This is a genomic window from Arthrobacter sp. FB24, assembly GCF_000196235.1.
GTDB lineage: Bacteria > Actinomycetota > Actinomycetes > Actinomycetales > Micrococcaceae > Arthrobacter.
Window position 1 is genome coordinate 1,299,954 of record NC_008541.1, and the last position, 25,406, is coordinate 1,325,359.

General features: G+C 66.4%; 18 protein-coding genes. 12 read left to right on the forward strand and 6 right to left on the reverse strand.

Translation table 11 applies throughout. The annotated features are described in order from the left end of the window. Positions 1–29: 29 nt before the first annotated feature. From ahcY to ARTH_RS06085, 3 genes are all read left to right on the forward strand, one after another. Positions 30–1,508 carry an adenosylhomocysteinase gene (gene ahcY / locus ARTH_RS06075; RefSeq protein ID WP_011691059.1) on the forward strand — a complete coding sequence of 493 codons (1,479 nt, stop codon included), beginning with the start codon at positions 30–32 and terminating at the stop codon, positions 1,506–1,508. Positions 1,509–1,664: 156 nt separating this feature from the next. Further along, on the forward strand, positions 1,665–2,894 hold the full coding sequence (locus ARTH_RS06080) for a L,D-transpeptidase (RefSeq protein ID WP_043429533.1): 1,230 nt from the start codon (positions 1,665–1,667) through the stop codon (positions 2,892–2,894). Between the two features lie 120 nt (positions 2,895–3,014). Further along, a complete protein-coding gene (locus ARTH_RS06085; protein ID WP_232223597.1) occupies positions 3,015–4,247 on the forward strand; it encodes a L,D-transpeptidase in 1,233 nt (410 codons plus the stop codon). A 10-nt stretch (positions 4,248–4,257) separates the two neighbouring features. On the opposite strand, the gene ARTH_RS06090 is transcribed toward ARTH_RS06085, so the two are convergent. After that, positions 4,258–5,067 (reverse strand): RDD family protein, encoded by an 810-nt coding sequence (locus tag ARTH_RS06090; protein ID WP_011691062.1) that lies wholly within the window; start codon positions 5,065–5,067, stop codon positions 4,258–4,260. A gap of 71 nt (positions 5,068–5,138) precedes the next feature. Here ARTH_RS06090 and ARTH_RS06095 point away from each other — a divergent pair, with 71 nt between their 5' ends. Next, positions 5,139–6,131: a stage II sporulation protein M gene (locus ARTH_RS06095; protein WP_198011539.1), complete on the forward strand. Its 993-nt coding sequence runs from the start codon at positions 5,139–5,141 to the stop codon at positions 6,129–6,131. Between the two features lie 122 nt (positions 6,132–6,253). Next, positions 6,254–7,447: a TIGR01906 family membrane protein gene (locus tag ARTH_RS06100; protein WP_011691064.1), complete on the forward strand. Its 1,194-nt coding sequence runs from the start codon at positions 6,254–6,256 to the stop codon at positions 7,445–7,447. A gap of 83 nt (positions 7,448–7,530) precedes the next feature. Here the strand turns inward: ARTH_RS06100 and ARTH_RS06105 are convergent, their stop codons facing one another. Together ARTH_RS06105 and ARTH_RS06110 are read right to left on the reverse strand one after the other, a co-directional pair. Continuing rightward, a complete protein-coding gene (locus tag ARTH_RS06105; RefSeq protein WP_011691065.1) occupies positions 7,531–9,360 on the reverse strand; it encodes an AMP-dependent synthetase/ligase in 1,830 nt (609 codons plus the stop codon). Positions 9,361–9,452: 92 nt separating this feature from the next. Further along, complete coding sequence (locus ARTH_RS06110) at positions 9,453–11,156, reverse strand: dolichyl-phosphate-mannose--protein mannosyltransferase (protein ID WP_011691066.1); 1,704 nt, start codon at positions 11,154–11,156, stop codon at positions 9,453–9,455. Between the two features lie 246 nt (positions 11,157–11,402). Here ARTH_RS06110 and rsmI point away from each other — a divergent pair, with 246 nt between their 5' ends. Together rsmI and ARTH_RS06120 are read left to right on the forward strand one after the other, a co-directional pair. Further along, positions 11,403–12,224: a 16S rRNA (cytidine(1402)-2'-O)-methyltransferase gene (rsmI, locus tag ARTH_RS06115; RefSeq protein WP_052309760.1), complete on the forward strand. Its 822-nt coding sequence runs from the start codon at positions 11,403–11,405 to the stop codon at positions 12,222–12,224. Between the two features lie 155 nt (positions 12,225–12,379). After that, a complete protein-coding gene (locus ARTH_RS06120) occupies positions 12,380–13,879 on the forward strand; it encodes an NAD-dependent succinate-semialdehyde dehydrogenase (protein ID WP_043429536.1) in 1,500 nt (499 codons plus the stop codon). Positions 13,880–13,900: 21 nt separating this feature from the next. Here ARTH_RS06120 and ARTH_RS06125 read toward each other — a convergent pair whose 3' ends face one another. Genes ARTH_RS06125 through ARTH_RS06135 form a run of 3 tightly spaced genes read right to left on the reverse strand, consistent with a single transcriptional unit; the run spans position 13,901 to position 18,917 of the window. After that, complete coding sequence (locus ARTH_RS06125) at positions 13,901–16,396, reverse strand: DUF3488 and transglutaminase-like domain-containing protein (RefSeq protein WP_011691069.1); 2,496 nt, start codon at positions 16,394–16,396, stop codon at positions 13,901–13,903. Beyond that, a complete protein-coding gene (locus tag ARTH_RS06130; protein WP_011691070.1) occupies positions 16,393–17,784 on the reverse strand; it encodes a DUF58 domain-containing protein in 1,392 nt (463 codons plus the stop codon). Before ARTH_RS06130 ends, ARTH_RS06125 begins: the two co-directional genes overlap by 4 nt. Before the next feature lie 14 nt (positions 17,785–17,798). After that, on the reverse strand, positions 17,799–18,917 hold the full coding sequence (locus ARTH_RS06135; RefSeq protein WP_011691071.1) for an AAA family ATPase: 1,119 nt from the start codon (positions 18,915–18,917) through the stop codon (positions 17,799–17,801). 174 nt (positions 18,918–19,091) lie between these two features. Between ARTH_RS06135 and ARTH_RS06140 the strand changes: the two genes are divergently transcribed. The 5 genes from ARTH_RS06140 (at position 19,092) to ARTH_RS06160 (ending at position 25,402) form a co-directional block, all read left to right on the forward strand. Beyond that, positions 19,092–19,979, forward strand: coding sequence for a TatD family hydrolase (locus ARTH_RS06140; protein ID WP_011691072.1), 888 nt, complete (start codon positions 19,092–19,094; stop codon positions 19,977–19,979). 270 nt (positions 19,980–20,249) lie between these two features. After that, entirely contained in the window at positions 20,250–21,428 is a 1,179-nt protein-coding gene (locus tag ARTH_RS06145; protein ID WP_232223598.1) for a resuscitation-promoting factor, read from the forward strand. A gap of 177 nt (positions 21,429–21,605) precedes the next feature. Then, positions 21,606–22,493, forward strand: coding sequence for a 16S rRNA (adenine(1518)-N(6)/adenine(1519)-N(6))-dimethyltransferase RsmA (rsmA, locus tag ARTH_RS06150; RefSeq protein ID WP_011691074.1), 888 nt, complete (start codon positions 21,606–21,608; stop codon positions 22,491–22,493). Positions 22,494–22,574: 81 nt separating this feature from the next. Further along, complete coding sequence (locus tag ARTH_RS06155; protein WP_011691075.1) at positions 22,575–23,537, forward strand: 4-(cytidine 5'-diphospho)-2-C-methyl-D-erythritol kinase; 963 nt, start codon at positions 22,575–22,577, stop codon at positions 23,535–23,537. 38 nt (positions 23,538–23,575) lie between these two features. Continuing rightward, positions 23,576–25,402 (forward strand): ABC-F family ATP-binding cassette domain-containing protein, encoded by a 1,827-nt coding sequence (locus ARTH_RS06160; RefSeq protein WP_011691076.1) that lies wholly within the window; start codon positions 23,576–23,578, stop codon positions 25,400–25,402. Positions 25,403–25,406: the final 4 nt, after the last annotated feature.

Below are 25,406 nucleotides of genomic sequence, written 5' to 3' on the forward strand. Positions count from 1 at the left end.
AATTTCCCGGATACAACACAAGGACTCACATGACTTTCGATTACAAGGTTGCTGATATCTCCCTGGCTGAGGCCGGCCGCCACCAGATCCGCCTCGCGGAGCACGAGATGCCCGGGCTGATGTCCCTGCGCGAAGAGTTCGGCGCCAGCCAGCCCCTCAAGGGTGCCCGGATTGCCGGTTCACTCCACATGACGGTCCAGACCGCCGTGCTGATCGAAACCCTCACAGCTTTGGGCGCCGAGGTCCGCTGGGCTTCCTGCAACATCTTCTCCACCCAGGACGAGGCCGCTGCCGCCGTCGTGGTGGGCAACGGCACGGTTGAGGACCCGCAGGGCGTCCCCGTCTTCGCCTGGAAGGGCGAGACCCTCGAAGAATACTGGTGGACGGCCGAGCAGATCCTTACCTGGCCCGGGGCGGACAGCAACCCGGACCTTGGTCCCAACATGATCCTCGACGACGGCGGCGACGCCACCATGCTGGTGCACAAGGGCGTCGAGTTCGAAGCCCTCGGTTCCGTCCCGGCGGCAGCAGAGGACGAGTCCGATGAGGGGCGCGTCTTCCTTGACGTCCTGCGTGCGTCGCTGGCAGCAGATCCACAGAAGTGGACCCGCATCGGCTCCCGCCTGCTGGGCGTGACCGAGGAAACCACCACCGGGGTACACCGTCTCTACCGGCTGGCGGAGCAGGGCAAGCTGCTCTTCCCGGCCATCAACGTCAACGACTCGGTGACCAAGAGCAAGTTCGACAACAAGTACGGCATCCGCCACTCACTGCCGGACGGCATCAACCGGGCCACGGACGTCCTGATGGGTGGCAAGATTGCCGTCGTCTGCGGCTATGGCGACGTCGGCAAGGGCGCAGCAGAGGCCTTCCGCGGGCAGGGCTCCCGTGTGATTGTCACGGAGATCGATCCGATCTGTGCGCTGCAGGCAGCCATGGACGGCTACCAGGTGGCCAAACTGGAGAGCGTCCTCAGCGAAGGACACATCTTCATCACCACCACCGGGAACAAGGACGTCATCATGGCCGAGCACATGGCCGGTATGCGTGACAAGGCGATCGTCGGCAACATCGGCCACTTCGACAACGAGATCGACATGGCCGGCCTGGCGCGGATTCCGGGCATCAAGAAGGTTGAAATCAAGCCGCAGGTGCACGAGTGGGTCCTCGACGCCGGCACCGCGGATGAACGGTCCATCATCGTCCTCTCCGAAGGCCGCCTGCTGAACCTGGGCAACGCCACCGGCCACCCGTCCTTCGTGATGAGCAACTCGTTCGCGAACCAGACCATCGCGCAGATTGAGCTCTTCACCAAGCGTGACCAGCCTGAGGGCGAGCGGGAATACGAAAACCAGGTTTACGTGCTCCCGAAGATCCTCGACGAGAAGGTCGCCCGGCTGCACCTGGATGCCCTGGGCGTCGAGCTGACGGAACTGTCCAAGGAACAGGCCGAGTACCTGGAACTGGACGTTGCAGGCCCGTACAAGCCGGACCACTACCGTTACTAGGACTGAGGCTGCCACCCCGGCAGAAAGCTGAACCCGATGGGCCCCGGAACGAGATCCGGGGCCCATCTTCGTGACCCTTGCGTTGCCGGGTTCCCCGTGAACTCCAAGGTGGGTGGCCTAGGCTGGAGCCATGATGACTGCAATGGTCCCCGGGCCATGACGGCACGGGAACACCGGACCGCCACCAGGAAGATGCTCCTGGTGGGAGCGCTCTGCCTGCTGGCGGCGGGCGGGGGAGTATTCGCCGCCGTCGCGCCCGGTTCCGGCCGCGCCGCCTTTGAATCCGAGGCCGGCTCCGCTGAACGGTCGGCGCCGGGACTGGCTGCACCGGTGGTGGTGCCGGTGCAGCTTGCGGCTTCCCCGGCAGACGGCGCACAGCAGGTGAATCCGGCAGCGCCGGTCTCGCTCCGCGTCACTAACGGAACCATTGAACGCGTGGCCCTGACGGACGGCAACGGGGAAGCCGTCGAGGGGAGCCTCAGCCCGGATGGAACCGGCTGGTCAGCCGCCGGCCCCCTGCAGTTCAACAGCAGCTACACCTACAACTTCGTGGTGACCGACGCTGCAGGCCGCAAGACCAACGACACACGCACATTCACCACGGTGACAACGGCCAACGAAGCCGATGCCGCTATCTACCCGCTGGACGGCATGAAGGTTGGCGTAGCGCAGCCGCTGCAGATCACGTTCAGCGAACCCGTGCTGAACAAGGATGCAGTGGAGAAAGCCATCAAGGTCTCGTCCACGTCCGGCCAGGCGGGCGCATTCCACTGGTTCAGCGACAGCATGGTGCGGTACCGGGCCGAGAACTTCTGGGCTGCCAACAGCACGGTGACCATGGACATGCAGCTGTTCGGCGTCGATTTCGGCAACGGGCAGATCGGCAACTTCGACAAGAAGGTCACTGTCCACGTCGGCGACAAGAAGGTCGCTGTAGCCGACGCGACGGCGCACACCTTTTCGGTGAGCGTTAATGACAAACCGGCAGGCACATGGCCCGCCACCATGGGTGACACCCGGTTCCCGTCGGCCCGGGGCTTTCTTGTGTTCATGGAGAAGTACCGCGTGGAGCACATGTCTGCCTCCAGCATCGGGCTGAAGCCTGACGACCCGGCATACTACGGCGAGCTGGACGTTAACTACGCCACGCGCCTCACGCCCAGCGGAGAGTTCATCCACCAGGCCACGGACTCCGCGATGCCCTACGTCGGTGTGGCCAACCTGTCGCACGGTTGCATCGGGCTCGGCCCGGACGGAGCCAAATGGGTCTTCGACAACATGACCACCGGGGATGTCGTCCAGGTGGTCAACACCGAGGGCGAGAATGCCAACTTTGACGACGGATTCGGCGACTGGAACATCCCCTGGGCCCAGTACGCCAATTGACCCGTCCGCCGTGCGGTAAAATCGTCTGGTCAGTGCTGGGAGCTTAAGGCCGCCCCACTGAATGAGACCGAGACGGTATTGGGGCTGATCAATGGCCTGTCGGGGGACATGGAGAAGGTCATGACTGTAGTCCACAAGCGGAAAACCATGAAAATTTTGGGCGTCGTGGCCATCTGCGCCGCGGTTGCGGCCGGCGGCATCGGCGTTGCCACGGCCCCCAGCTGGGCGGAGCCCGCGTTCCAGTCGGAGTCTTCCAGCCCGGTCCGCAACGAACCGGGGCTCGCTGCTCCCGTCGTCAAGGCGGTCGAGCTCGGCGTAACCCCCACGGACGGCGCCACGGGAGTCAATCCCGCCGTCGCGCCGTCCGTCAAAGCCGTCAACGGCACTGTCAAGGACGTTGTCCTGGCAACTGCCGACGGCGGCGAACCCGTCAAGGGCACCCTTAGCGCCGACGGTTCCACCTGGACCGCCCTGGACCCCCTGGAGTTCGACGCGGCCTACGACTACGCCTTTACGATCGTGGACCAGGCGGGCCGCGAAACGAAGAAGACGCAGACCTTCACCACGGTGGCCACGGCCAACGAGGCCGACGCCGCCGTCTACCCGCAGAACGGTTCCACCGTGGGTTCGGGCCAGCCGATTGAAATCGTCTTCTCCGAGCCGGTCCTGAACAAGGAGGCCATGGAGAAAGCCGTCACAGTCTCCTCGTCCTCGGGCCAGGCCGTCGCCTGGCGGTGGTACTCGGACCAGCGCGTACGCATCCGTCCCGAGGCGTTCTGGGCATCCGGAAGCCAGGTCACCGTTGACCTTAAGCTGTTCGGCGTGGACTTCGGGAACAAGATGGTAGGCAACGTCGACACCAAGGTCAGCTTCAAGGTTGGGCCGCAGCGCGTAGCCATCGTGGATGATGTCACAAAGACCATGAACGTCTACTTTGACGGCCAGTTGGTCAGGACCGCCCCCGTGACGCTCGGCGATGCCGAGTGGCTCTCACCCACCGGGTACGCCGTGATCATGGAGCAGGAACGTCACTCCAAGTTCAACGCCGGAAGCATCGGCCTGAAGCCCGGCGACAAGGGCTACTACCCGCCGCTGACCGTGGAATACGCCAACCGGCTCACCTCATCCGGCGTCTACGTCCACCAGGCACTCGAATCGGCGTGGAGTTACGTCGGAAAGGCAAACGTCTCGCACGGTTGCGTCGGACTGCTGCCGGCGGACGCGGCCTGGTTCTTCAACAACATGAAGACCGGCGACGTCGTCCAGACCCTCAACACGGGCGCTCCTCCCGTGGAACCGCTGGAGGGTTACGGCGACTGGAACATTCCCTGGGCGCAGTACGCCAAGCGCTAGGAACTGCGGGCTACGGTGTGTCACGGCTGTAGGGCAGCCGGTTCAACCGTTCCCCTACACCCGTGCTTCGCGCCCGTGCCCGGCTCAGCCTGGCCAGTTCCCGCTCGCGACGTTCCACCAGCACTGCGGCCAGGTACTCTTCCGGTCCCGTGCCGGCCGGAGGCGGCGGAGCGACACAGGCTGAGACCTCCGTGGCGAGCGATGCGGCCATGGAAGCGCGCGACGCCGGCGACATCCGGCCTGCCTGGCGGATGAACTGCGACGAGCGGCGGGCCACGGCGTCCGGTATCCGGCCGATGTCAGCCAGCGCCGCCCAGGCCCGGAGGTGCGGCGGTACAAACGGGACGAACGATGGTTCCGCCGGGACCCGGCGCCGCAGGGCGTAGGTTCCGGCCACGATGTCGCCGAGCCGTTTGGACTTGTCATTGAACAGTGCCACGGCGATGGCCAGGCCGCCGAACGTCAGATAGATCTCCAGGAAACCGATCAGCCCTCGGATCACAGCATGACGGAAGCGGATGGCGCCGCCGTCGTCCCGTACTATCCGAAGCCCCGCCGCCAGCTTCCCCAGCGAGAGGCCGCGGGTGAGGGTTTCCACCGCCACCGGGAGGATCACCAAGCAGAAGACCACACTGACCAGAACCAGGGCGCGGGCCGCCGCACCGTCCAGGTCGTTGTAGGCCGACGAAATCACCGTGATCATCACAATGAGGAGGACAACATTGGCAGCGACGTCCAGAATTAGGCCCAGTGCCCGCGCAGCGAACGACGCCGGACGGAGCTCCAGCACTACTGCTTCACCTGTGATGATTGAGCTCAAGCCGGATCCCCGTCCCCTACACGCCGCCTACGGACGCTCACAGTCTAATCCGGGAGCGCTAGGGTAGTGCCGTGGACATGGATGCGTTCTCCGCGGTCAACGGGGACAAGTGGGCGCGGCTGCACGTGCTGGCGTACAAGCGGCGGCTTAGCGGAAGCGAAGCGGATGAACTGCTGCGCCTCTACCAGACCACGTCCGCGCACCTTTCCCTGATTCGCTCCGTGGCACCCGAAAGCGGGTTGTCCGCCTCCCTGTCGGCCACACTGGCCCAAGCCCGCACACGCTTCACCGGTGCCCGCTCCAACTTCATGGACGACCTGGCCCGGTTCTTCGTCATAGCTTTGCCAGCCGCGTTTTACCGGCTGCGTTGGCTCACCGTCTGGTGCGGTGTGGCTTTCTGCCTGGTGGCGGGCGCGTACGCACTGTGGATCTCAACGTCCCCCGATGCGCTCCGGGCCCTCGGCTCGGATGCCGCCATCAAGCAGTATGTCGAACAGGACTTCATCGACTACTACTCAGAGAATCCCGCCGCGTCCTTCGCCGGCGCCGTCTGGACCAATAATGCCTGGATCTCGGCACAGGCGGTGGCCCTGGGCATCACCGGGTTCTGGGTTCCCATGATCCTTTTTGGCAACGCCCAGGGGCTCGGGGTCGCCGCGGGCGTCTTTGCCGCCGTCGGCCAGTCGGACGTCTTCTTCAGCTACATCCTTCCCCACGGGCTGATGGAACTCACCGCAGTGTTCATTGCCTCCGCCGGGGGCCTGAGGATCTTCTGGGCGCTGGTTTCACCGGGGCCTCGGACGAGGGGCCAGGCGGTGGCGGCGGAGGGACGCTCCCTGATTACCGTTGCCCTGGGCCTTGTTTTGGTGCTGTTTGTCTCCGGCCTCGTGGAAGGTTTCGTCACACCCAGCAGTCTTCCCGTGTGGGCCAAGATCAGCATCGGCGCGTGCGTCCTCGCTGCCTACTGGACCTATGTCCTGGTGTGGGGCCGGCATGCATACCGTTCGGGTGCCACCGGCGACCTGGAAGGCGCCGATGCCGGATACACGGCGTCGGCTGCCTGAATACGTTCCGGAACGGGGTGGCACCTGCCGCCACGGAGTGCCTGACGGTAGGCTCATCTGGAGATAAGTAGCGTTGCCTGGCGGTTCCCGGCGACGCGGACGCCTACGGAAGTGAAACTGCAGTGACTGAGAAGACGCCCACCCCGCCGAACCGGCAGGATCCGCACCTGGATCCGGCCGATGACACCGATGAACCCGCTTTTGACTGGATGAAGCCCGCCGGTGCCGGGGCAGGCACTGCGGCTGCGGCCAAGGGATCAATCCCGGCGGAAAAGACCTCCCCCGACGCGGGTAAGGACCAGCCGGCAGCGTCCGCCGGCACCGCTGCGCCGCAGGCAGGGAGCCGCGCCGACCGCAAGGCCGCTGAGGCCGCCGTCGAGCCTGCCCCCGAACCGCAGGGGAGGGGGACGCATTTCCGGGAACCGCTGCCCACCTCCGCCCTCCAGGTGCGGCCGCCCCAGGACGAAGTGGAGCGCCGGAACGCCGAGCGTGAGCTTGCGGCCAACACCAAGCCCGTCCTGCCCCGGGTGATGCAGGTCCTGCTGGCCGTCTTCTATCCGCTGATCCTCCTGGTCCTCGCCGTCCGGGCCGTCACCAGCCCGTTGTTCCTCTGGGTGGAGTACAACCGTCCGGGCTTCCCCGGCGACGGCTACGGCTTCAGCACGGATGACCGCATGACCTACGGGTCCTACGCGGTGGACTACCTCAGCAACTGGTCCGGTCCGCGGTATCTTGGCGAACTCGTCAACCGTAGCGGCGATGCGCTGTTCCAGGACGGCGAGGTCAGCCACATGGCGGACGTCAAACTCGTGATCCTGTCGGCTTTCGCCGGCGGTGCGCTGCTGATCCTGCTGAGCATCGTCGCTATTGTCTACCTTCGCCGCCGAAGCACCGGGGGAGTGCGCCGCGGGCTTTTTGCCGGCTCCATCGTCACGCTCGTGGTCATCCTTGGCCTGGGCACGTTGGCGGCGCTCGGCTGGCAGCAGTTCTTCACCGAGTTCCACCGGATTTTCTTCGCCAACGGGACCTGGACGTTCGCACTGGAAGACACCCTCATCCGGCTGTTCCCGGGCCAGTTCTGGGTCGACGCCGGGATTGTCATCGGGGCCCTGGTGCTGATCGCTTCCGTAATCACCCTGATCCTCACCTGGCCCACCAGGAAGCGCCGAGGAATTGCCAAGGACGTCGTTGCCAAGGATGCAGACTCCAGCAATGCAGACGCCGCCGAGGCGCCGTCAAAGGACAGCGACACCGGCACCGCGGTTCGTCCGGACGCCGCGCCGGGACGCGCGCGGGGAAACTCCGCCGCCCTGTAAGGGCGGACCCTGGACCTTAGAGGGAAGGCGACCGGCACAAGTGCCGGTCGCCTTCACTGTTTGTACTTGCTTCACTGTTTGTACTAGGCGTACAGGCCGTTGATGTGCGCCTCAAAGTCACGCACGACGGCGGCCCGCTTCAGCTTCAGTGACGGCGTCAGATGACCGGACTCAACGGTGAAATCGGCATCCAGCAGGACGAAGCTGCGGATCGACTCCGCTTTCGAGACCAGCAGGTTGGCCTGGTCGATTGCACCCTGGACGGCCTCCCTGACCCGGGCGTCGGAGGTGGCCTCCGCCAGGCCCATGACCGCGATCCGCTGGGCGGAGCACCAGTTCTCCAGGCCTTCCGGATCCAGGTTGACCAGCGCGGAGACGAACGGCCGGCCGTCGCCCACCACTACTGCCTGGGCCACCAGCGGGTGCTCCCGGATCTTTTCCTCGAGCGGCCCGGGTGCCACGTTCTTGCCCCCGGCAGTGACAAGGAGGTCCTTCTTGCGCCCGGTGATGGTGAGGAAACCGTCTTCATCCAGCGAACCGAGGTCTCCGGTGCGGAAGAACCCATCCACGAACGCTTCCGCATTGGCTGCCTCGTTGGCGTGGTAGCCCTTGAAAACGCCGATGCCCTTGACCAGGATCTCGCCGTCGTCGGCCACCCGGATGGTGGTGCCCGGCACGGGAATGCCCACAGTGCCCACCTTGGTCCGTGATGGGGTGTTGGCCGTGCAGGGGGCCGTGGTTTCGGTGAGTCCGTAGCCTTCCAGCACCGGGATGCCGGCGCCACGGAAGAAGTGCGCGTCATGGGAGCTCAGCGGGCTGGCGCCGGATACCGTGTACTTCACCTGCCCGCCGAAGGCCTGTCGGAGTTTGGGGTACAGCACCCGGTCAAAGAGGGCGTGCCTGGCGCGGAGCATGAAGCCGGGGCCGTTGCCGTTTCCGCGGGCCGCGGCGTCAAGTGCCTTGGAGTAGTCGATGGCCACCGCGGACGCAGCGGTGAACAGTCGTTCCTTGCCTGCCAGGGCGGCCTTGTGGCTGGCCCCCGCGTAGACCTTCTCAAAGATCCTGGGTACCACCAGCAGGAACGTGGGTTTGAACGTCGCCAGGTCCTCCAGCAGCTGGGCGGCGCTGGCGGTGTGGCCCAGGGTGGCCCCGGCGCTGAGGCACACCACCTGGACGGCGCGGGCCAGAACGTGCGCGAGGGGGAGGAACATCAGCGTCCTGGCGCCCTCCTGCCGCAGGATCTCGGGGAGGAACTCCACGATGTTGGTGGCCACCAGGGCGAAGTTGCCGTGCGTTATCTCGCAGCCCTTGGGCTTGCCCGTGGTTCCGGACGTGTACACCAGCGAGGCGACGTCGGCGAGGCCCGCCGTGCTGCGGTGCCTCTCCAGCTCCCCGTCGGTGACGCCGGCACCAGCGGCGGCGAGGCTGGCCAGGTTGGGTGCGCCGCCGTCGTCGTCCAGCCTCACGACAGTCACCACGGCGTCGCCGAGCAGTTCGGAGCGGGCCAGGACACCGGCCACGAGCTCAGCTTTGGCCTGGTCCTCAACGAACACCCTGCGGGCGCCGGAGTCATGCAGGATCCACTCGACCTGGCTTGCCGAGGAGGTTTCATACACTGGAACGGTCACGCCGCCGGCGAACCAGATGGCGAAGTCGGCCAGGGTCCATTCGTACCGGGTTCCGGACATCACGGCCACGGTGTCGCCCGGGGCCAGGCCCCCAGCGATCAGCCCCTTCGCCAGTGCCACGACCTTGTCCAGGAACTGCTGGACGGGGATATCAACCCAGCCGTTGGGGCCCTTGCGGGCGTACACGGCATGGGAGGGGTCTTTGGCGTGCTGCCCGAGCAAAAGGTCAGTCACGTTGCTGTCCTGATCCAGCTCCACGAGCAGTTCAGTGCTTGCTTCTCTCACAGCCAGTCTCCGTTCCGGATCCGTGATTGGTCTCCCGGTACCCGTTCCATCTCCTGCGGTTCTGTGGCCCGCGGCACCCCTGCCATACTGCCCTAGATCCAGGACGGCATCCACATTCGGAACCGCCACTCCTGGTAGGGGATGATTTCCGCGGTCCAGACGGGATAGAAAAACGCGGAGAGCAGCACTGCCCCGGCCACAAACAATGCCACCAGGTAGAGCCCGGATCGCCGGCGCCACAGCGGGTCCTGCGGCCGTCCGAGCACCAGGCCAAGGCAATAGGTCAGGGCAAGTACCAGGAACGGTTCAAATGACACGGCGTAGAACGTGAACATGGTCCGTTCCGGATACATGAACCACGGGAGGTAGCCCACGGCGACCCCCGCCAGGATGGCACCGGCACGCCAGTCGCGGCGGCCCGCCCACCAGAACAGCAGGATCACCAGCGAAACCGTCGCGCTCCACCAGATCAGGGGATTGCCCACCGAAAGGATGGCCGATGTGCAGCTGGCGACGTCGCAGCCGGGGCTTCCCTGCTTGGGGGACTCGTAGAAAAATGACGTGGGGCGCCCCATCACCAGCCAGCTCCAGGCGCTCGCCTCATAGGGGTGGTCTGAGCTGAGTCCCTGGTGGAACTTGTATGCTTCCAGATGGTAGTGGGCCAGGGAACGCAGCGGGCCGGGCACCCATCCCCACTGGGCTGACGGGTTGGTGTCGGCCCAGTGGCGGAAGTAGGCATCCTTCGACTGGAACCAGCCGGCCCAGGTGGAGACGTAGACCAGGGCGGCCACCGGAACGATGCTCAGGAACGCGGGAATCCCGTCCTTGATGATGCCGCCACTGATCCACCCACGGATGCCAGCGATCCGGCGCGCGCTCAGGTCCCAGAAGACGGTCAGCAGTCCGAAGCCGGCCATGAAGAACAGGGCTGACCACTTGGTGCCGACAGCAAGTCCCAGGCAGATTCCGGCTGCGATGCGCCACCAGCGGATCCCCAGCCACGGCCCGGAAACCAGCTGGACCACGGAGGGCCGCCCGTCCGCGGCGCCGGCCTGTCGCCCCAGCCGGGCAGCCAGCCGCCGCCGGCCGTCGTCACGGTCCATCAGCAGCGCGCCGAAAGCGGCGAGGAGCCAGAACATCAGGAAGATGTCCAGCAGGGAGGTCCTGGACATCACCAGGTGGTGGCCGTCCACGGCCAGCAGGAGGCCTGCGACGGCCCCCAGTGTCAGCGAGTGGAAGAGTTTCTGCGCTATCAGCGTGATCAGGAGGACGGACAGCGTCCCCGTCAGCGCTGCACCGAACCGCCAGCCAAACGGGTTGTCCGGGCCGAACAGCCACATTCCCGCGGCGATCATCCACTTGCCAACCGGCGGGTGCACAACATACTCGGGGGAGGACAGAATGACGCCCGGGTTGCCCGCTATGAAGGAGTCGTTGGCCTTGTCCGGCCAGCTGCGCTCATAACCGCTGACCAGGAACGAATACCCGTCCTTGACGTAGTAGGTCTCGTCGAAGACCAGGCTGCGTGGACTCTCGAGGCGGACGAAGCGAAGGATCCCGCCGATCGCCGCCGTGATGGTCGGAATGAGCCAGAACCAGAGGCGCAGCGACGGCGGATAGTCGCGCCAGCTGCGGATGTCCCGGAGCAGCCGCTCCCGCAGGGCACTTTCCGTGAACGCTTCCCGCGGACGGCGGATCCACCGGTGGCCCTCAAGGTTGCGGCCCAAAGCCCTGGACGCCGGCTGCGCCGGTTTGGCCGGGTCGGCCTCGACAGGTGGTACGGAGGTCTGCGTCACGTGCCCATGCTACCTTTTGGCGCTGGAAGAGCCTGCCAGCAGTAGGCTGGTCGTGTGGACCAACAACTCAGTACTTCCCGCGCGAGCGGCTCCGATGATGCCGGCACTTCTTCAGGGGAAGGTTCGGCTTTAGAGGCAGGTTCGACCCCGTCCGAGACCCCGCCCGGGTCGGCAGGCGCCACGGATGAAGCTTGGTCGCCGGCCACGGAAGGTGCGGCCCGCCCCGCGGAAGGGCAGCCGGGCAGGATCGTGCTCGCGGCGACACCCATCGGCAATGTCGGCGATGCGTCACCCCGGCTGGTTGAACTCCTCACCACGGCTGACATCGTTGCCGCCGAGGACACCCGGCGCCTGCACCGGCTGGTGCAGAACCTGGGAGTCGCCGTGGCCGGGCGGATCATCAGCTACCACGAGCACAACGAAGCCGTAAAGACCGCCGAACTCCTGGACCAGGTGCGGGCAGGGAAGACCATCGTGATGGTGACCGACGCCGGAATGCCCGCCGTCTCGGATCCGGGTTTCCGGCTGGTTGAGGGTGCTGTGGCCGCCGGGCTGACGGTCACCGCCGTGCCGGGGCCGTCGGCCGTCCTGACAGCACTCGCCCTCTCCGGCCTTCCCACGGACCGTTTTTGTTTTGAGGGATTCCTTCCCCGCAAGGCCGGAGAGCGCGCCTCCCGGCTGTCCGAGCTGGACGCGGAACGCCGGACGATGGTTTTCTTCGAGGCGCCGCACCGGCTGGAACCGATGCTTCGGGCGCTGCGTGAGCGCTTCGGCGGCGACCGCCCGGCCGCGGTGTGCCGTGAGCTGACCAAGACATACGAAGAAGTTATCCGCGGCCCGCTGACCGACCTCCTTAAATGGGCAGAAACAAACGAAGTGCGCGGCGAAATAGCCGTGGTGGTGGGCGGGGCCCCGGAACGTGAGCCGGGCAGGCCGGAGGACCATGTGGCTGCTGTCAACGGCCTGATCGCGCAAGGCATCAGGCTGAAGGAAGCCGTGGCAGCCGTGGCCGAGGACGCAAAAGTCAGCAAGAGGGAACTCTATTCCGCGGTCCTGGCTGCCCGCTAGGGCGCGGACGCAGATCTTGTGCAGCTGCACAGCAACGTCCGGAGTGTGTAGTGCGCACATGCATAGACGCTCCGGAGCGCACGGCAGTACCGTGGCTGTAAAGCAGCCGAGTGCTGAACCCATCCCCAACCCCAATTGCTGACGAGGGAGTCATCGTGACTGTAACTGCACAGCCCACCGTTACTGCGGAGCGCGAGAGCGAGCTGCTGGCCTCCGTTCCGACCGGCCTGCTGATCAACGGCGAATGGCGCCCGGCGGCGTCCGGGAAGACGTTCGACGTCGAGGACCCGGCCACGGGCAAGGTCCTGCTCAGCATCGCTGATGCCGGCCCCGAGGACGGCGCAGCCGCTTTGGACGCGGCCGCCGCCGCCCAGGACTCCTGGGCCAAGGTTCCGGCCCGTGAGCGCGGGGAAATCCTGCGCCGCGCCTTCGAGATGGTCACGGCACGGGCGGAAGACTTCGCGCTGCTGATGACCCTGGAGATGGGCAAGCCCCTGGCCGAGGCCCGCGGCGAGGTTACCTACGGTGCCGAATTCCTGCGCTGGTTCTCCGAGGAAGCCGTCCGCGCGTTCGGCCGCTACTCCGTCTCGCCGGACGGCAAGTCCCGCCTGCTGGTCACCAAGAAGCCCGTGGGCCCTTGCCTGCTGATCACCCCGTGGAACTTCCCGCTGGCCATGGCCACCCGCAAGATCGCCCCGGCCGTAGCTGCCGGCTGCACCATGGTGCTCAAGTCCGCGAACCTGACTCCGCTGACCTCCCAGCTGTTCGCGGCCGTGATGCAGGAAGCGGGCCTGCCTGCCGGTGTCCTGAATGTCATCCCCACCTCCACGGCCGGTGCCACTACGGGACCGCTGATCAAGGACTCCCGGCTGCGGAAGCTCTCCTTCACCGGCTCGACCGAAGTGGGCCGCCGCCTGCTCTCCGACGCCTCCGAAACCGTGCTGCGCACCTCGATGGAACTCGGCGGCAACGCCCCGTTCGTGGTGTTCGAGGACGCTGACGTCGACGCCGCCGTGGCTGGGGCCATGCTGGCGAAGCTGCGGAACATGGGCGAGGCCTGCACGGCCGCGAACCGTTTCATCGTGCACGAGTCCGTCGCAGACGAGTTCGCGGAGAAGTTCGCCGCGAAGATGGCGGACATGACCACGGCCCGCGGCACCGAGCCGGAGTCCAAGGTGGGACCCCTGATCGATGCGAAGAGCCGGGACAAGGTCCACGAGCTCGTCACCGACGCCGTGGCCTCGGGTGCGGTGGCGGTGGCCGGCGGGGGCCCGGTGGACGGCCCGGGCTATTTCTACCAGCCCACCATCCTCAAGGGCGTCACCGAGGGCACGCGGATCCTGTCCGAGGAAATCTTCGGCCCGGTCGCGCCGATCATCACCTTCGACAGCGAGGACGAGGCAGTCCGCCTTGCCAACAACACCGAGTACGGCCTGGTGGCCTACGTCTTCACGCGCGACCTGAACCGCGGCATCCGGATGGGCGAACGTCTTGAGACCGGCATGCTGGGCCTGAACGCCGGCGTCGTGTCCAACGCAGCCGCACCGTTCGGCGGCGTCAAGCAGTCCGGCCTGGGACGCGAAGGCGGCCTCGAAGGCATCGAGGAATACCTCTACACCCAGTACATCGGCATAGCCGACCCGTACGCAGGCTAATCCGTCCGGGGCGCAGCACAGCTAGCCCCGTCGCAGCCGCCGCAGGCCGTCGCGCACCGTCCGCCAGGACCGCGCGGCGGCCTGCGCGGGTTTGGCGGCGGCCCGCAGGACGGCACGGAAGGGCGCGGAAACGATGCGCCCCCAGCGATTCATGACCGACGGCGGCAGCCACTCCGCCCGCAGCTGCCGTCCCCGGCGGGAATGCCTTCGCAGGGATGCCTGGATCACGGCTATCCTCTCTGCTGCTGAAGGCGCCGCGACGTCTTCAGCGCCCCCGGCACGGCCGGCAGGCGGCCCGTACTGCTGACGTTCGAAGTCCGTGGTGAGTGCGGCGACAGCCCGGATTCCGGCGTTGTCGCGCGCGCCAAGCGCACCCGATCCACTGAGCCGGCTGGAAAAGTGACGCGGGGTTTCGCTGGGGCCGGGAGCCAGCCCGTAGTCGGTAGCCAGGTCCCGCAGTTCGGCCCAGGCCGCTGCGGCCGTGTTGCCCCCGAGGGCCGGCACGCTCCTGAGCCGCCGCGACCGCAGGCCGGCCCGCACCATCCGCGGCGACCCGGCGATCAGGGCAAGGAGGAGTACAGCGGCGGTGCCGTAGAGCGGCAGAGTCAGCGGGTGCCCTGGTTCACCGGCTGATTCCAACCCCGGCAGCGGCGTCGGGGTGGCGCCTGGCGTTGCGCCGGGCGTTGCGGCGTTCGACGGGATGAGGTCGTCGTTGTTTTCGTTCGTGCTGGCACCCCCCGGCGTGGAGGTCTGCGACGCGTAGTCCGGCACCACGCCGCGTGAAGGCGTGGGTTCGAATGCCACCCATCCGAGTCCTTGAAAATAGAGTTCGGGCCAGGCATGCGCGTCCCTGGAGTCGACTTCGTATTCCGTCAGTGCACCTTGCCCGGGAACCGAAACCGTGGCACCCGTGGACCGGCCCGGGGCGTAGCCCACGGCGATCCGGCTTGGGATTCCCTCCAGCCTGGCCATCACGGCCATGGCCGAAGCGAAATGGATGCAGTAGCCGCTCTTTTGCGTCAGGAAGTCCGCGAGTACGGAAAGTCCGTTGCCGTCGTAGCCGCCCTGGACCGGGGACTGCAAGGAATACGTGAACTCCAGCGAGCGCAGGTAGTTCTGGATGGCCATCGCCTTGGCATACGCCGTACTGCTTCCGGCGGTCACTTTATCCGCCGTGCTCCGAACAATGTCCGGCACGTTGTTGGGCGCCCGGAGGAACTCCTCGGAGATCCCGCGCACCGGTGCCGAGGACTGTGACAACAGTTCCGGCGTGAGCCTGGGTGCAGTCGACTGCACGACGTACTGCTGGTTCCGTGAATTGGTGTCCACCCCCTTGATGCTGAGCGTGGCCGGATCCCAGCTCCATCGTCCGGCCAGGCCGTTGACGGCATCCGGGGCGTACGGCACCGGCAGGTACGGGCTGGTGAAACGGCCGGTATTGACCGCCGTGACCTGGCGGACCTGCTCGTCCGCGAGGATCTCGTACCCGGCGTCCATCCTTCCGACCCCCACGCGCCGGGAAGCGTCGCGGTCGTCCGGTGACCAGGAGTCGCCGTCGAACCGGTCCACCGTGACGGACCTCAGGTACGGGGGCCTGCTGGCACTGGTGGCATAAGTGATGCGTCCGTCGCCGGAGGGACTCCGCAGGCTGTTGCCCAGGCTGATCATCGGATTGAGCCCGGTGGATGAACCCCAAGGATTCAGCCTGGAACCCTGTGGGAACGTGCCCTGGTCGAAACCCGGAACGGCCAGGGGAAGGAGGAGCGTGATGACCAGCGCGATGCCGCCGGTGAGGGCAGCGCGGCGGAACTGTCCCGGAGTGCGGGCGGTGTCCGCCGTAGTGCGGTTGTCCGGGGCGAACCACTGGCTGCAGGCAAGGATCATCAGGTAGCCGGCGGCTGCTGCGGCAAACCCCCACACCCCGACGCTCTGCGGTTTGACCATGGCGGGCACCACCAGGATGGCCACCAGTCCCAGCCCGCTAGTTGCCGGCAGGGCCAGCGGCACTGCGAGGGCATCGACCAGGATCACCACGAGGCCCAGGACCGCGCACGTGACCAGCACTATGCCGGCATTCGGCGCAACCGGGGAGCTCTCGGCCAGGACGGTTTCACTTGCCCGCCGCAGGTACCTCCCCAGCTGTTCCAGGGTGTCCCCGGACGGAATGAACCCGGCGATGCTGTCCCGGCGGAAGAACGTGAAAGTCAGGATGAAAGCGAGGGACACAAAGCCGCCCAGCGCCACGAGGAATGGCTGCGCGCGCAGCGACCTCAGGAGGGCCATGGTTAGGGCAACAACGCAGACGGTGGTAAGCACCGGCGGATACCACGCCCAGCCCCGCAGTACGCCGTTAAGGGATAGGGCGGCTCCGGACACAGCGAGGGCGACGGCAGCCGCCATGGCCCACGGCTGCGCACCAGCGCGGCGCAGCCGCGCGGCCGGTGCGGCTAACGGGGCAAGGACCTCAGGCGTGCGGTCCGTCTCCTGAGGGGGATGTCGCTGGGGAGTCAACGTCATCGCCGGACCCCCGTGCCCCGGCGCACGTCCGCTGCGGCCGTGGCGGCAGCCGCATCGCGCTGGTCGAAATACGACCAGGCCGCCGGCACCGATGTGGCAGGGCTGACGGCCACTGCCCGCCAGCCGCCGGACCGTAGTGACTCAAGGGCCGCCTGGCAGTCGCCCGGGTGTTCGGTGACCACTATGGCGAACGCATTGGCACCGAAGCCGGCAGCCGTGGACAGGGCGCGTGCCTCTGCCGGCTGCAGATGGCCAAGGATGGCCATGATGGGCCCGCGCTGCCGGTGGGCGGAGAGCTTGTCCAGGAGCCTGTCGTCGAAGGGCCTCGGACCTGATTCGGATCCTGGCGTATGGTGTGCGCCGGAGAGCTGGACGGCCGCCAGGCTCTCGGCAATGGCCTGCAGGCCTGCGGACCCGGAGTATTCCTCTGCCGCTGGTTCGGGCGCCGAGGGAGAATGCAGGAACGCAGGTTCTCCCGCGGGATCGAGGAAACGCAGGGCGTAGCTGCGTTCCGCCAGGTGTGCGCTGACCGACATTGCGGCTGTGACCGCCCACTCGAACGTGTCGCTGGTCACCAGCTCGTGCCCGTCCTCACCGGAGGTGGCGGAAAAGGCCGCACCCGGTCCGCGCGCGAAAGCCGCCCACCGGTGGTCCAGGATGATGGTGGCCTCCGGGGTGGTAACGGATTCCTCCTGCCGCACCATCAGTGCACCGTGCCTCGCCGTGGCGGCCCAGTGCACCCGGCGCATTGGATCCCCGTGGCGGTACTCGCGGGTCATGACGTCGTCATCGCTCGGATTGGCCCGGATCCGCGTGGCAGTGACGCCGTCATTGCCGCGTGCGCCGGCAAGCCCCGTCGCGGGGAGTTCGACGGCGGCGGGCGTCACCGTCAGTGTGTCGCCGTCGTCAATCGCGTGGCGGTGCAGGGAGAGACCGAAGGGGTCGGTGAATTCGGCCGTCACCGGGCCGATCACAAACTGGCCCCGCTTTCCGGACCGGAGGTGGTACTCATAGCGGCTGGTTCCGCCGATGGCCGAGCGGGACGGGAACCGGAACGCCGGCGATTCGCCGAACCGCGAGGGAAGGCGTTCCTCCATGATCACTTGCCCGGTGGCTGCGCCGGTGCGGGCCACGGCAAGCCGCACGGTGGTGGTCGAGGAGGTTTCCACGCTGGCGGGGCTGAACTCCCGGTACACCTTGAACCGGGGTTTGAGGATGCGGATCCCTGCGAGGGAGACCATCGGGAGGACTATCAGAAGGATGCCGAGCGTGAGCAGGTCCCGGCGGCCCATGACCTGCGCCAACAGCAGCGATACCACGCCGGCAGCCAGCAACCCCCAGCCGCGGGTGCTGAAGAGGTGTCCCGGGAGCTTGTCCGTGAGGGCCATCGTGGCGGCTTCGGCTAGCGCGGGTGCCGCTGGTCCGGGCCGCTGCGCGGGTTGCCGGTCCGGGATGGTGCCGCGGACATCTCCTGCGGCACCGGAAGCTTCGCCAGGATGCCGCGGATGACGCTGTGCGGAGTTTCCCCCATGCCTGCGGCCTTGCGGTCAAGGATGATTCTGTGGGCCAGCACGGATTCGGCCACACTGACGACGTCGTCCGGGAGCACGAAGTCCCGGCCCTCCAGCGCCGCGGTGGCCTTCGCTGCCCGCAGTAGCTGGAGCATGGACCGGGGACTTGCACCGAGACGAAGCATGGCACTTTCCCGGGTGGCGCGTCCCAGTGACACCGTGTACTCCTTGACGGCCAGCGAGACGTACACCCGCTGGACGGTGGCGATCATGGCGGCCACATCGGCCGAGGTGACGACGGCGGTGACCCTGGTCAGCGGAGACGTCGCCTGGTGTGTCTCCAGCATCTCAATCTCCGAGTCCTTGTCCGGGTAGCCCATGGAGATCCGGGCCATGAACCTGTCCCGCTGGGCTTCCGGCAGCGGGTAGGTCCCTTCCATCTCAATGGGGTTCTGGGTGGCTACCACCATAAAAGGCTCATCCAGCTTGTAGGAGTCACCGTCCACAGTGACCTGGTGCTCCTCCATGCACTCCAACAGCGCGGACTGGGTCTTTGCGGAGGCCCGGTTGATCTCGTCCCCGATGACAATGTTCGCGAACACGGCGCCCGGCCTGAATTCGAACAGCCGCGAGGCCTGGTTGTAAATGGACACACCCGTGACGTCGGAGGGCAGGAGGTCCGGGGTGAACTGGATCCTGCTGACCGAACAGTCGATGGTGCGGGCGAGCGTCTTGGCAAGCAGCGTTTTTCCCACGCCGGGAACATCCTCGAGGAGCAGGTGCCCCTGGGCAAGGAGAACCGTGAGGGCAAGTTTCGCGGCTTCCGCCTTGCCGTCGATCACGGTGTTGATGGCCGACAGGATGCGCTCGCTGGCGGCGTGGAAGGCTTCTGCGTCCATGGCCGGCGGCCGGGTTCCGTTTAGTGGGTTTCCCACCACTCCAGCACCGTCGGGGAAGACCTGCCCGTCCGGGAGGGCTTCGTCTACTGTCGTGCGTCTGTGGGAGTCCATCGGCAGCCTTTCAGACCTCGGGAAAGCCTGGCACGGGTTGGCAGGAAGTGCCGGCGCCCGCCGTCGGGCGTTCGCCCGTATGCCACCAGACTACTAACACAACTGCCGGAGCAGACAGAGAGTTCCGGTATTTCCCGGCGGGATCGGGAATGCCCGGGCAGCTAGGGTGGAAGGATGAACACCCCGTTGACGCCAGCCCCGTTTCGCGTGCCCGGAAGCGACGGCTCCGGGCGGCACGGCTATCCGCCCGCTCCGGAGCCGCTGCCCGTCCCGGTCATGGACAACCACACGCACCTGGACTTCCCGAACAGCGACGTGACAGTGGACGTGGCGGCCGCCCTGGACGTCGCCTCGTCAGTGGGTGTCCAGGGAGCCGTGCAGGTTGGCTGCGACCTGGAGTCCTCGCGGTTCACGGTGCAGGCCGTGGACGTGGACCCCCGGCTGCTCGGTGCGGTGGCCATCCATCCCAACGATGCACCGGATTATGCCGCCCGCGGGGAGCTGGAGGCCGCCCTGGCCGAGATTGAGGCACTGGCTGCCCACCCCAGGATCCGTGCCATTGGCGAGACCGGCCTTGATTTTTTCCGCACGGAGGGGGAGGGGCTGCAGCACCAGCGGTACTCGTTCCGCCGCCACATCGACATCGCCAAGCGCCTCGGGCTGACGCTGCAGATCCATGACCGGGACGCCCACGACGATGTTGTCCAGGTCCTGCGGGAAGAAGGGCCCCCGGACCGGGTGGTGTTCCATTGCTTCTCCGGGGACGAACAGCTGGCCCGGACGTGCAACAACGAAGGCTGGTACATGTCCTTCGCCGGTACTGTGACGTTCAAGAATGCGGCCAACCTGCGCGCGGCGATCGCCATTGCGGACCCTGCCCGCGTGCTCGTGGAAACGGACGCGCCCTTCCTGACCCCGCATCCGTTCCGCGGCCGCCCTAACGCCAGTTACCTGATTCCGCACACGGTCCGGGCCATGGCCGACTTGACAGGCACCGAGTTGTCCCGGCTTTGCGCCCAAATCGCCGAAAATTCCGTGCGGGCATACGGATCCTGGGACTGACAGGGGGTCCGCTCAGCCGATCGTCAGGAATACCAGGTATGCACCAAATCTTGGATGCTTTATAACGCTTCGGTTACAGTGGAAAACTATTAGCCGGGGTCGGGGAAGGCCTTCGGATAATTTCGCTCAGTTCCAGGTCCGTCTCACCGCGGGTCCGGTGAGTCCTGAGTGTGGCGGCGCACACGTCTGCTGCAAACAGCCGGACCGTGTCCGGAGTTGCCCTGAGGGTGTTTGCGTCGGTGGCTGATGTGCGTTTTTCCCCGTGCCCGGATGGTCCTAGAGTTACGGGCAATCGTGGTCAAGTTCTTCACTTCGGACGGTAAGTTCAGTTTCGTCAAGGTCGGTGCCCAGCTGGTTGTGCTCTCTGCACTCGTGCTGGGCCTGGTGGCCTTCGTAGGCAACAACAAAACAGTCACCCTGAATGTGGACGGGAAAGTCAGCTCCGTCCAGACGTTCGGCGGGACGGTAGGCCAAGTGGTCAAAAGTGCCAAGGTGGAGCTGCAGGCCGCGGACCGGGTTTCCCCGTCGGCGGACGCCCGCGTGGAGGATGGCTCGGTCATCAACGTCAATCTCGCCAAGGCAGTGAAGATCAGCCTCGACGGCGCTGAGAAGACGATCAACACAACCTCTGCCAACGTCGAAGGACTGGTCACCGAACTCGGCGTTGCCAGTGCCTCGGAAGTCTCCGCGCCAAAGGACGCCCAGCTGGCCGTCTCCGGTTCGTTTGTGGCCATCTCCACGCCCAAGACCGTCAGCATCCTGGCGGACGGCAAGGCGTCGAAGACAACCACCACGGCTTCAACCGTGGCGGAGGTCCTCAAGGACGCCGGAGTGACCGTGGGTGCCGGTGACCGGCTTTCCCAGCCGCGCAACGCGCACGTCGTCAATGACATGGCGATCAAGGTCTCCCGGGTGGATTCCTCCAAGACTGCCGCAACCTCCGAAGAGGTTCCCTTCGAGACCCTGAGTTCCGAAAGCGCCGACCTGTTCGTCGGCGAGAAGAAGGTCACCCAGGCCGGTGTCCCCGGCAAGGTGGACAAGAACTTCAAGCTGGTGCTGGTGGATGGCCGGGAAGCCTCCCGGACCCTCGTCTCCGAGACCGTCTCCGTCCAGCCGGTGACTGAAAAGGTCTCGGTCGGGACCAAGGAAAAGCCCAAGGCCGAAGCTGCCGGTGCGAACACCGGTGCAGCCGCCCCCGCCATGATGAATGAAGCCATGTGGGACAAGATCGCGCAGTGCGAATCCACCGGCAACTGGTCCATCAACTCCGGCAACGGCTACTACGGCGGTCTGCAGTTCGACATCCAGACCTGGCTCGGTGCCGGAGGCGGCGCCTACGCTCCCAACGCCAGCCTTGCCACCAAGGCCCAGCAGATCGACATCGCCAACCGCGTTTACGCGCAGCGCGGCCTCTCCCCCTGGGGCTGCGGCTGGGCAGCGACCAGCTAACGGTCTTTACAGCGAGCAGTTCCTCCCGCTAACAGCCGAGGTGGTTGACCACCGCCGCAGGCGGAGTGTAGGCCGGGTCCGGATTACCGGACCCGGCCTTTGCCGTACCCCGCCCCGGCTCTGGTCAGGGCGCTTCACAGGCGCCGCCGCGGAAGGCCAACGGGATAGGATACCTAGGTGACTAAACCGATCCCCGCCGCCTCCGGCACCGCGCCCGCAGCACTGTTTGGCGCCTCCGATGTCCGCCGGCTCGCCGAGGAGATCGGAGTCCGTCCCACGAAGACACTGGGCCAGAACTTCGTCATCGATGGCAATACCATCCGCCGGATCGTGGCCGCCGCGGACATCCACGCCGATGAGACCGTCCTGGAGGTCGGTCCGGGACTGGGTTCGCTGACGCTGGGATTGCTGGACGCCGCAAAGTCCGTGGTCGCCGTCGAAATCGATCCGGTCCTTGCCGCCAAGCTCCCGGGTACTGTGCAGCAATGGCGGCCCGGCGCCGCCAAGGATTTCCATCTGGTGCTGGCGGATGCCATGAAGGTCACTGAACTGCCCGTGGAACCGACCGCCCTCGTGGCAAACCTCCCGTACAACGTGGCGGTGCCGGTAGTGCTCCATCTCCTGCAGCACTTCCCGAGCCTGCGGCACGGACTGGTGATGGTGCAGGACGAGGTGGCGGACCGGCTTGCCGCCGGCCCCGGCTCCAAGACCTACGGCGTGCCCTCGGTGAAGGCAGCCTGGTACAGCAGCATGCGCAAGGCCGGCGTGATCGGCATGAACGTCTTTTGGCCGGCACCCAAGATCCACTCGGGCCTAGTTGCCTTCACCCGCCGTGAGCCGCCGGTTACTTCGGCAACCCGCGAACAGGTTTTCGCCGTCATCGACGCCGCTTTCGCCCAGCGCAGGAAGACCCTGAGGGCTGCCCTGGCAGGATGGGCCGGAAGCGCCGCGGAGGCCGAACAGTGCCTGCTGGCTGCGGGCGTGGATCCCACCGCCCGTGGTGAAGTGATCGATATCGCAGCGTTCGCACGGATAGCCGAAGCCCGCCAGGACCGGCAGGCTTGAGGCTGGGGCCGCTGCCGTTCGCGGTGACGCCTTGAGCGCGCATGCTTGGAGCCTGACGCTGCCATGCCATAGCTTGGACTCATGAACGCAGTGAGAGGGCGCTTTGCCGCGAGGACGGTCCGGGTCAAGGCTCCCGGCAAAATCAACGTCTCGCTGGATGTAGGCCCGCTGCGTGAGGACGGCTACCATTCCGTGGCCAGCGTCTACCTGGCGGTGTCCCTGTACGAGGAAGTCGCCGCCACCAGCACTGCCACGGAAGGGATCACGGTCAGCATCAGTCCGGCCAGCACACTGGACCTTTCCGACGTGGACATCCCGCTGGACGAACGGAACCTGGCCTACAAGGCGGCCGCCATCATGGCCGACGTCTCCGAGCACTCAACGGGCGTCCATCTGGAAATCACCAAGCGGGTCCCGGTGGCCGGCGGCATGGGCGGAGGTTCAGCCGACGCGGCAGCCACTCTGCTCGCCTGCGACGCCCTCTGGAACAGCGGGCTGTCCCGCGACGAGCTCGCCCACTTGGCCGCAGAGCTCGGCGCGGACGTACCGTTTGCGCTCCTTGGGGGCACCGCCGTCGGACTGGGCGTGGGTGATGAGTTGTCGCCGGCGCTGGCGAAGGCACAGATGGACTGGGTGCTGGTCACTGCGGACTACGGGCTGTCCACGCCGGAGGTCTTCCGGACCCTGGACCGGCTCCGCCTCGCCGAAGGTCTCACAGTGGACGAACCCGCCGCCGTCGATCCAAAGATCCTGCAGGCGCTGCGCAGCGGCGACGCCGACGCCCTCAGCCGCGTCCTGGTCAACGACCTCCAGCGCGCCTCCATTGAGCTTGCGCCGGGGCTGCGCGATACCCTTGGACTTGGCGAATCGTGCGGAGCCATCGCCGGGCTAGTGTCAGGCTCAGGCCCCACGGTGGCTCTGCTCACCCACAGTCCTGAGGCGGCAGCCGGCCTTGCGGAAGACCTCGGCCATCACGGCCTCAATGCCCTGGCCGTCCACGGTCCGGTGCCCGGAGCGCGCATCATCTCCGATACGCTCCTTTAGTACTTTTAACGAATTTCCACCGAAGAAAGCAGTTCCCAGTGGCTCACCTGCTCGGCGGCGAGAACCTCACGGTCTCGTATGCAACCCGCACCGTCCTCGACGGCGTTACCCTCGGCCTTGAGGAGGGCGACCGGATCGGTATGGTGGGCCGCAACGGCGACGGCAAGTCCACCCTCATGCGCTTGCTGGCGATGCGCGCCACCCCTGATTCGGGGCGGGTGACCAAGCGCAGCGAGGTCAACATCGGTTACCTCGACCAGAGCGACGTGCTCGACGGCGACCTGACGGTTGGTGCCGCCATCGTTGGCGACCAGGCGGACTACGAATGGGCCCGCAACCCGCAGATCCGCGAGGTCATGGGCGGCCTGGTATCCGACGTCGACTGGCACGCGAACGTGCACGCGCTGTCCGGCGGGCAGAAACGCCGCGTTGCGCTGGCGAAGCTGCTGATCGAAGACCATGACGTCATCATGCTCGATGAGCCCACCAACCACCTCGACGTCGAAGGCGTCGCCTGGCTGTCCCGCCACCTGAAGACCCGCTGGCGGCCCAACCAGGGCGCCTTCCTGGTGGTCACCCACGACCGCTGGTTCCTCGACGAAGTCTGCAACAAGACCTGGGAAATCCACGACGGAATCATGGACCCGTTCGAAGGCGGCTACGCGGCCTACGTCCTGGCCCGTGCCGAACGGGACCGCTCGGCGTCCGTGATGGAAGGCAAACGCCAGCAGCTCGTCAAAAAGGAGCTCGCCTGGCTGCGCCGCGGTGCCCCGGCACGGACGGCCAAACCGAAGTTCCGCATCGAAGCAGCCAACGCGCTGATCGCCGACGTCCCGGAACCGCGTGATTCGATGGCGCTGAGCAAGATGGCCACCGCGCGCCTCGGCAAGGACGTGTTGGACCTTGAACACGTTTCGCTGGACTTCCTTGGCGGCGCGCCCGGGCAGAAACTCTTCGACAACATCACCCTGCGGCTCGCGCCGGGGGAGCGGCTCGGGCTGGTCGGCGTCAACGGCGCCGGCAAGACCACCCTGCTGAAGCTCCTCAACGGCGAAATCCAGCCCACCTCGGGCAAGCTCAAGCGCGGCAAGACGGTTGTCACCGCTGTTCTGACCCAGGAGGTCAAGGAGCTGGACGACGTCAAGGACCTGCGCGTCATCGAAGTGATCGAGCGCGAAAAGCGGTCCTTCAACGTTGGCGGCAAGGAATTCAGTGCCGGCCAGCTGGTGGAACAGCTCGGCTTCACCAACGAGAAGCAATGGACCCCGGTCAAGGACCTCTCAGGTGGCGAACGCCGCCGCCTCCAGCTCCTGCGCCTGCTCGTGGGCGAGCCCAACGTGCTGATGCTCGATGAGCCCACCAACGACCTCGATACCGACACCCTAGCCGCCGTCGAAGACGTCCTGGACGGCTGGCCGGGCACGCTCGTTGTGGTGAGCCACGACCGCTACCTGCTGGAGCGCGTCACCGACCACCAGATGGCGCTGCTGGGCGACGGCAAGATCCGGGCGCTGCCCCGCGGCGTCGACCAGTACCTGGAACTGCGGGAAGCGGCCCTGGCCGGTTCCACCATCACCGGCGGCGGCAACCCCGTCACCGCCGCCAGCGGCAGTGCAGCCCCCGCCACCAGCGGCCCGTCCGAGGCCGAGAAGCGGGACGCCCGCAAGGCTAAGAACCGGATTGACCGCCAGCTGGGCAAGCTGACGCAGCAGGAAGAAAAAATCCACGCCCAGATGGTCAAGAGCACGTCCGACAACGACTTCGACGCCATGGCCGAACTCAACAAGAAGCTCAAGACCCTGGCCGAAGAACGCGAAGCCCTGGAACTCGAATGGCTCGAAGCCCTGGAAGTCCTCGGGGAGTAGCAGC

Excerpts from the sequence above, each read along its gene's own strand:
- ARTH_RS06135 (WP_011691071.1), bottom strand. The coding sequence starts at position 18,917 with ATGGACTCCCACAGACGCACGACAGTAGACGAAGCCCTCCCGGACGGG.
- ARTH_RS06130 (WP_011691070.1), bottom strand. The coding sequence starts at position 17,784 with ATGGCCCTCACGGACAAGCTCCCGGGACACCTCTTCAGCACCCGCGGC.
- ARTH_RS06140 (WP_011691072.1), top strand. The coding sequence starts at position 19,092 with ATGAACACCCCGTTGACGCCAGCCCCGTTTCGCGTGCCCGGAAGCGAC.
- ARTH_RS06125 (WP_011691069.1), bottom strand. The coding sequence starts at position 16,396 with ATGACGTTGACTCCCCAGCGACATCCCCCTCAGGAGACGGACCGCACG.
- ARTH_RS06155 (WP_011691075.1), top strand. The coding sequence starts at position 22,575 with ATGAACGCAGTGAGAGGGCGCTTTGCCGCGAGGACGGTCCGGGTCAAG.
- ahcY (WP_011691059.1), top strand. The coding sequence starts at position 30 with ATGACTTTCGATTACAAGGTTGCTGATATCTCCCTGGCTGAGGCCGGC.
- ARTH_RS06145 (WP_232223598.1), top strand. The coding sequence starts at position 20,250 with ATGGTCCTAGAGTTACGGGCAATCGTGGTCAAGTTCTTCACTTCGGAC.
- ARTH_RS06085 (WP_232223597.1), top strand. The coding sequence starts at position 3,015 with ATGACTGTAGTCCACAAGCGGAAAACCATGAAAATTTTGGGCGTCGTG.
- ARTH_RS06080 (WP_043429533.1), top strand. The coding sequence starts at position 1,665 with ATGACGGCACGGGAACACCGGACCGCCACCAGGAAGATGCTCCTGGTG.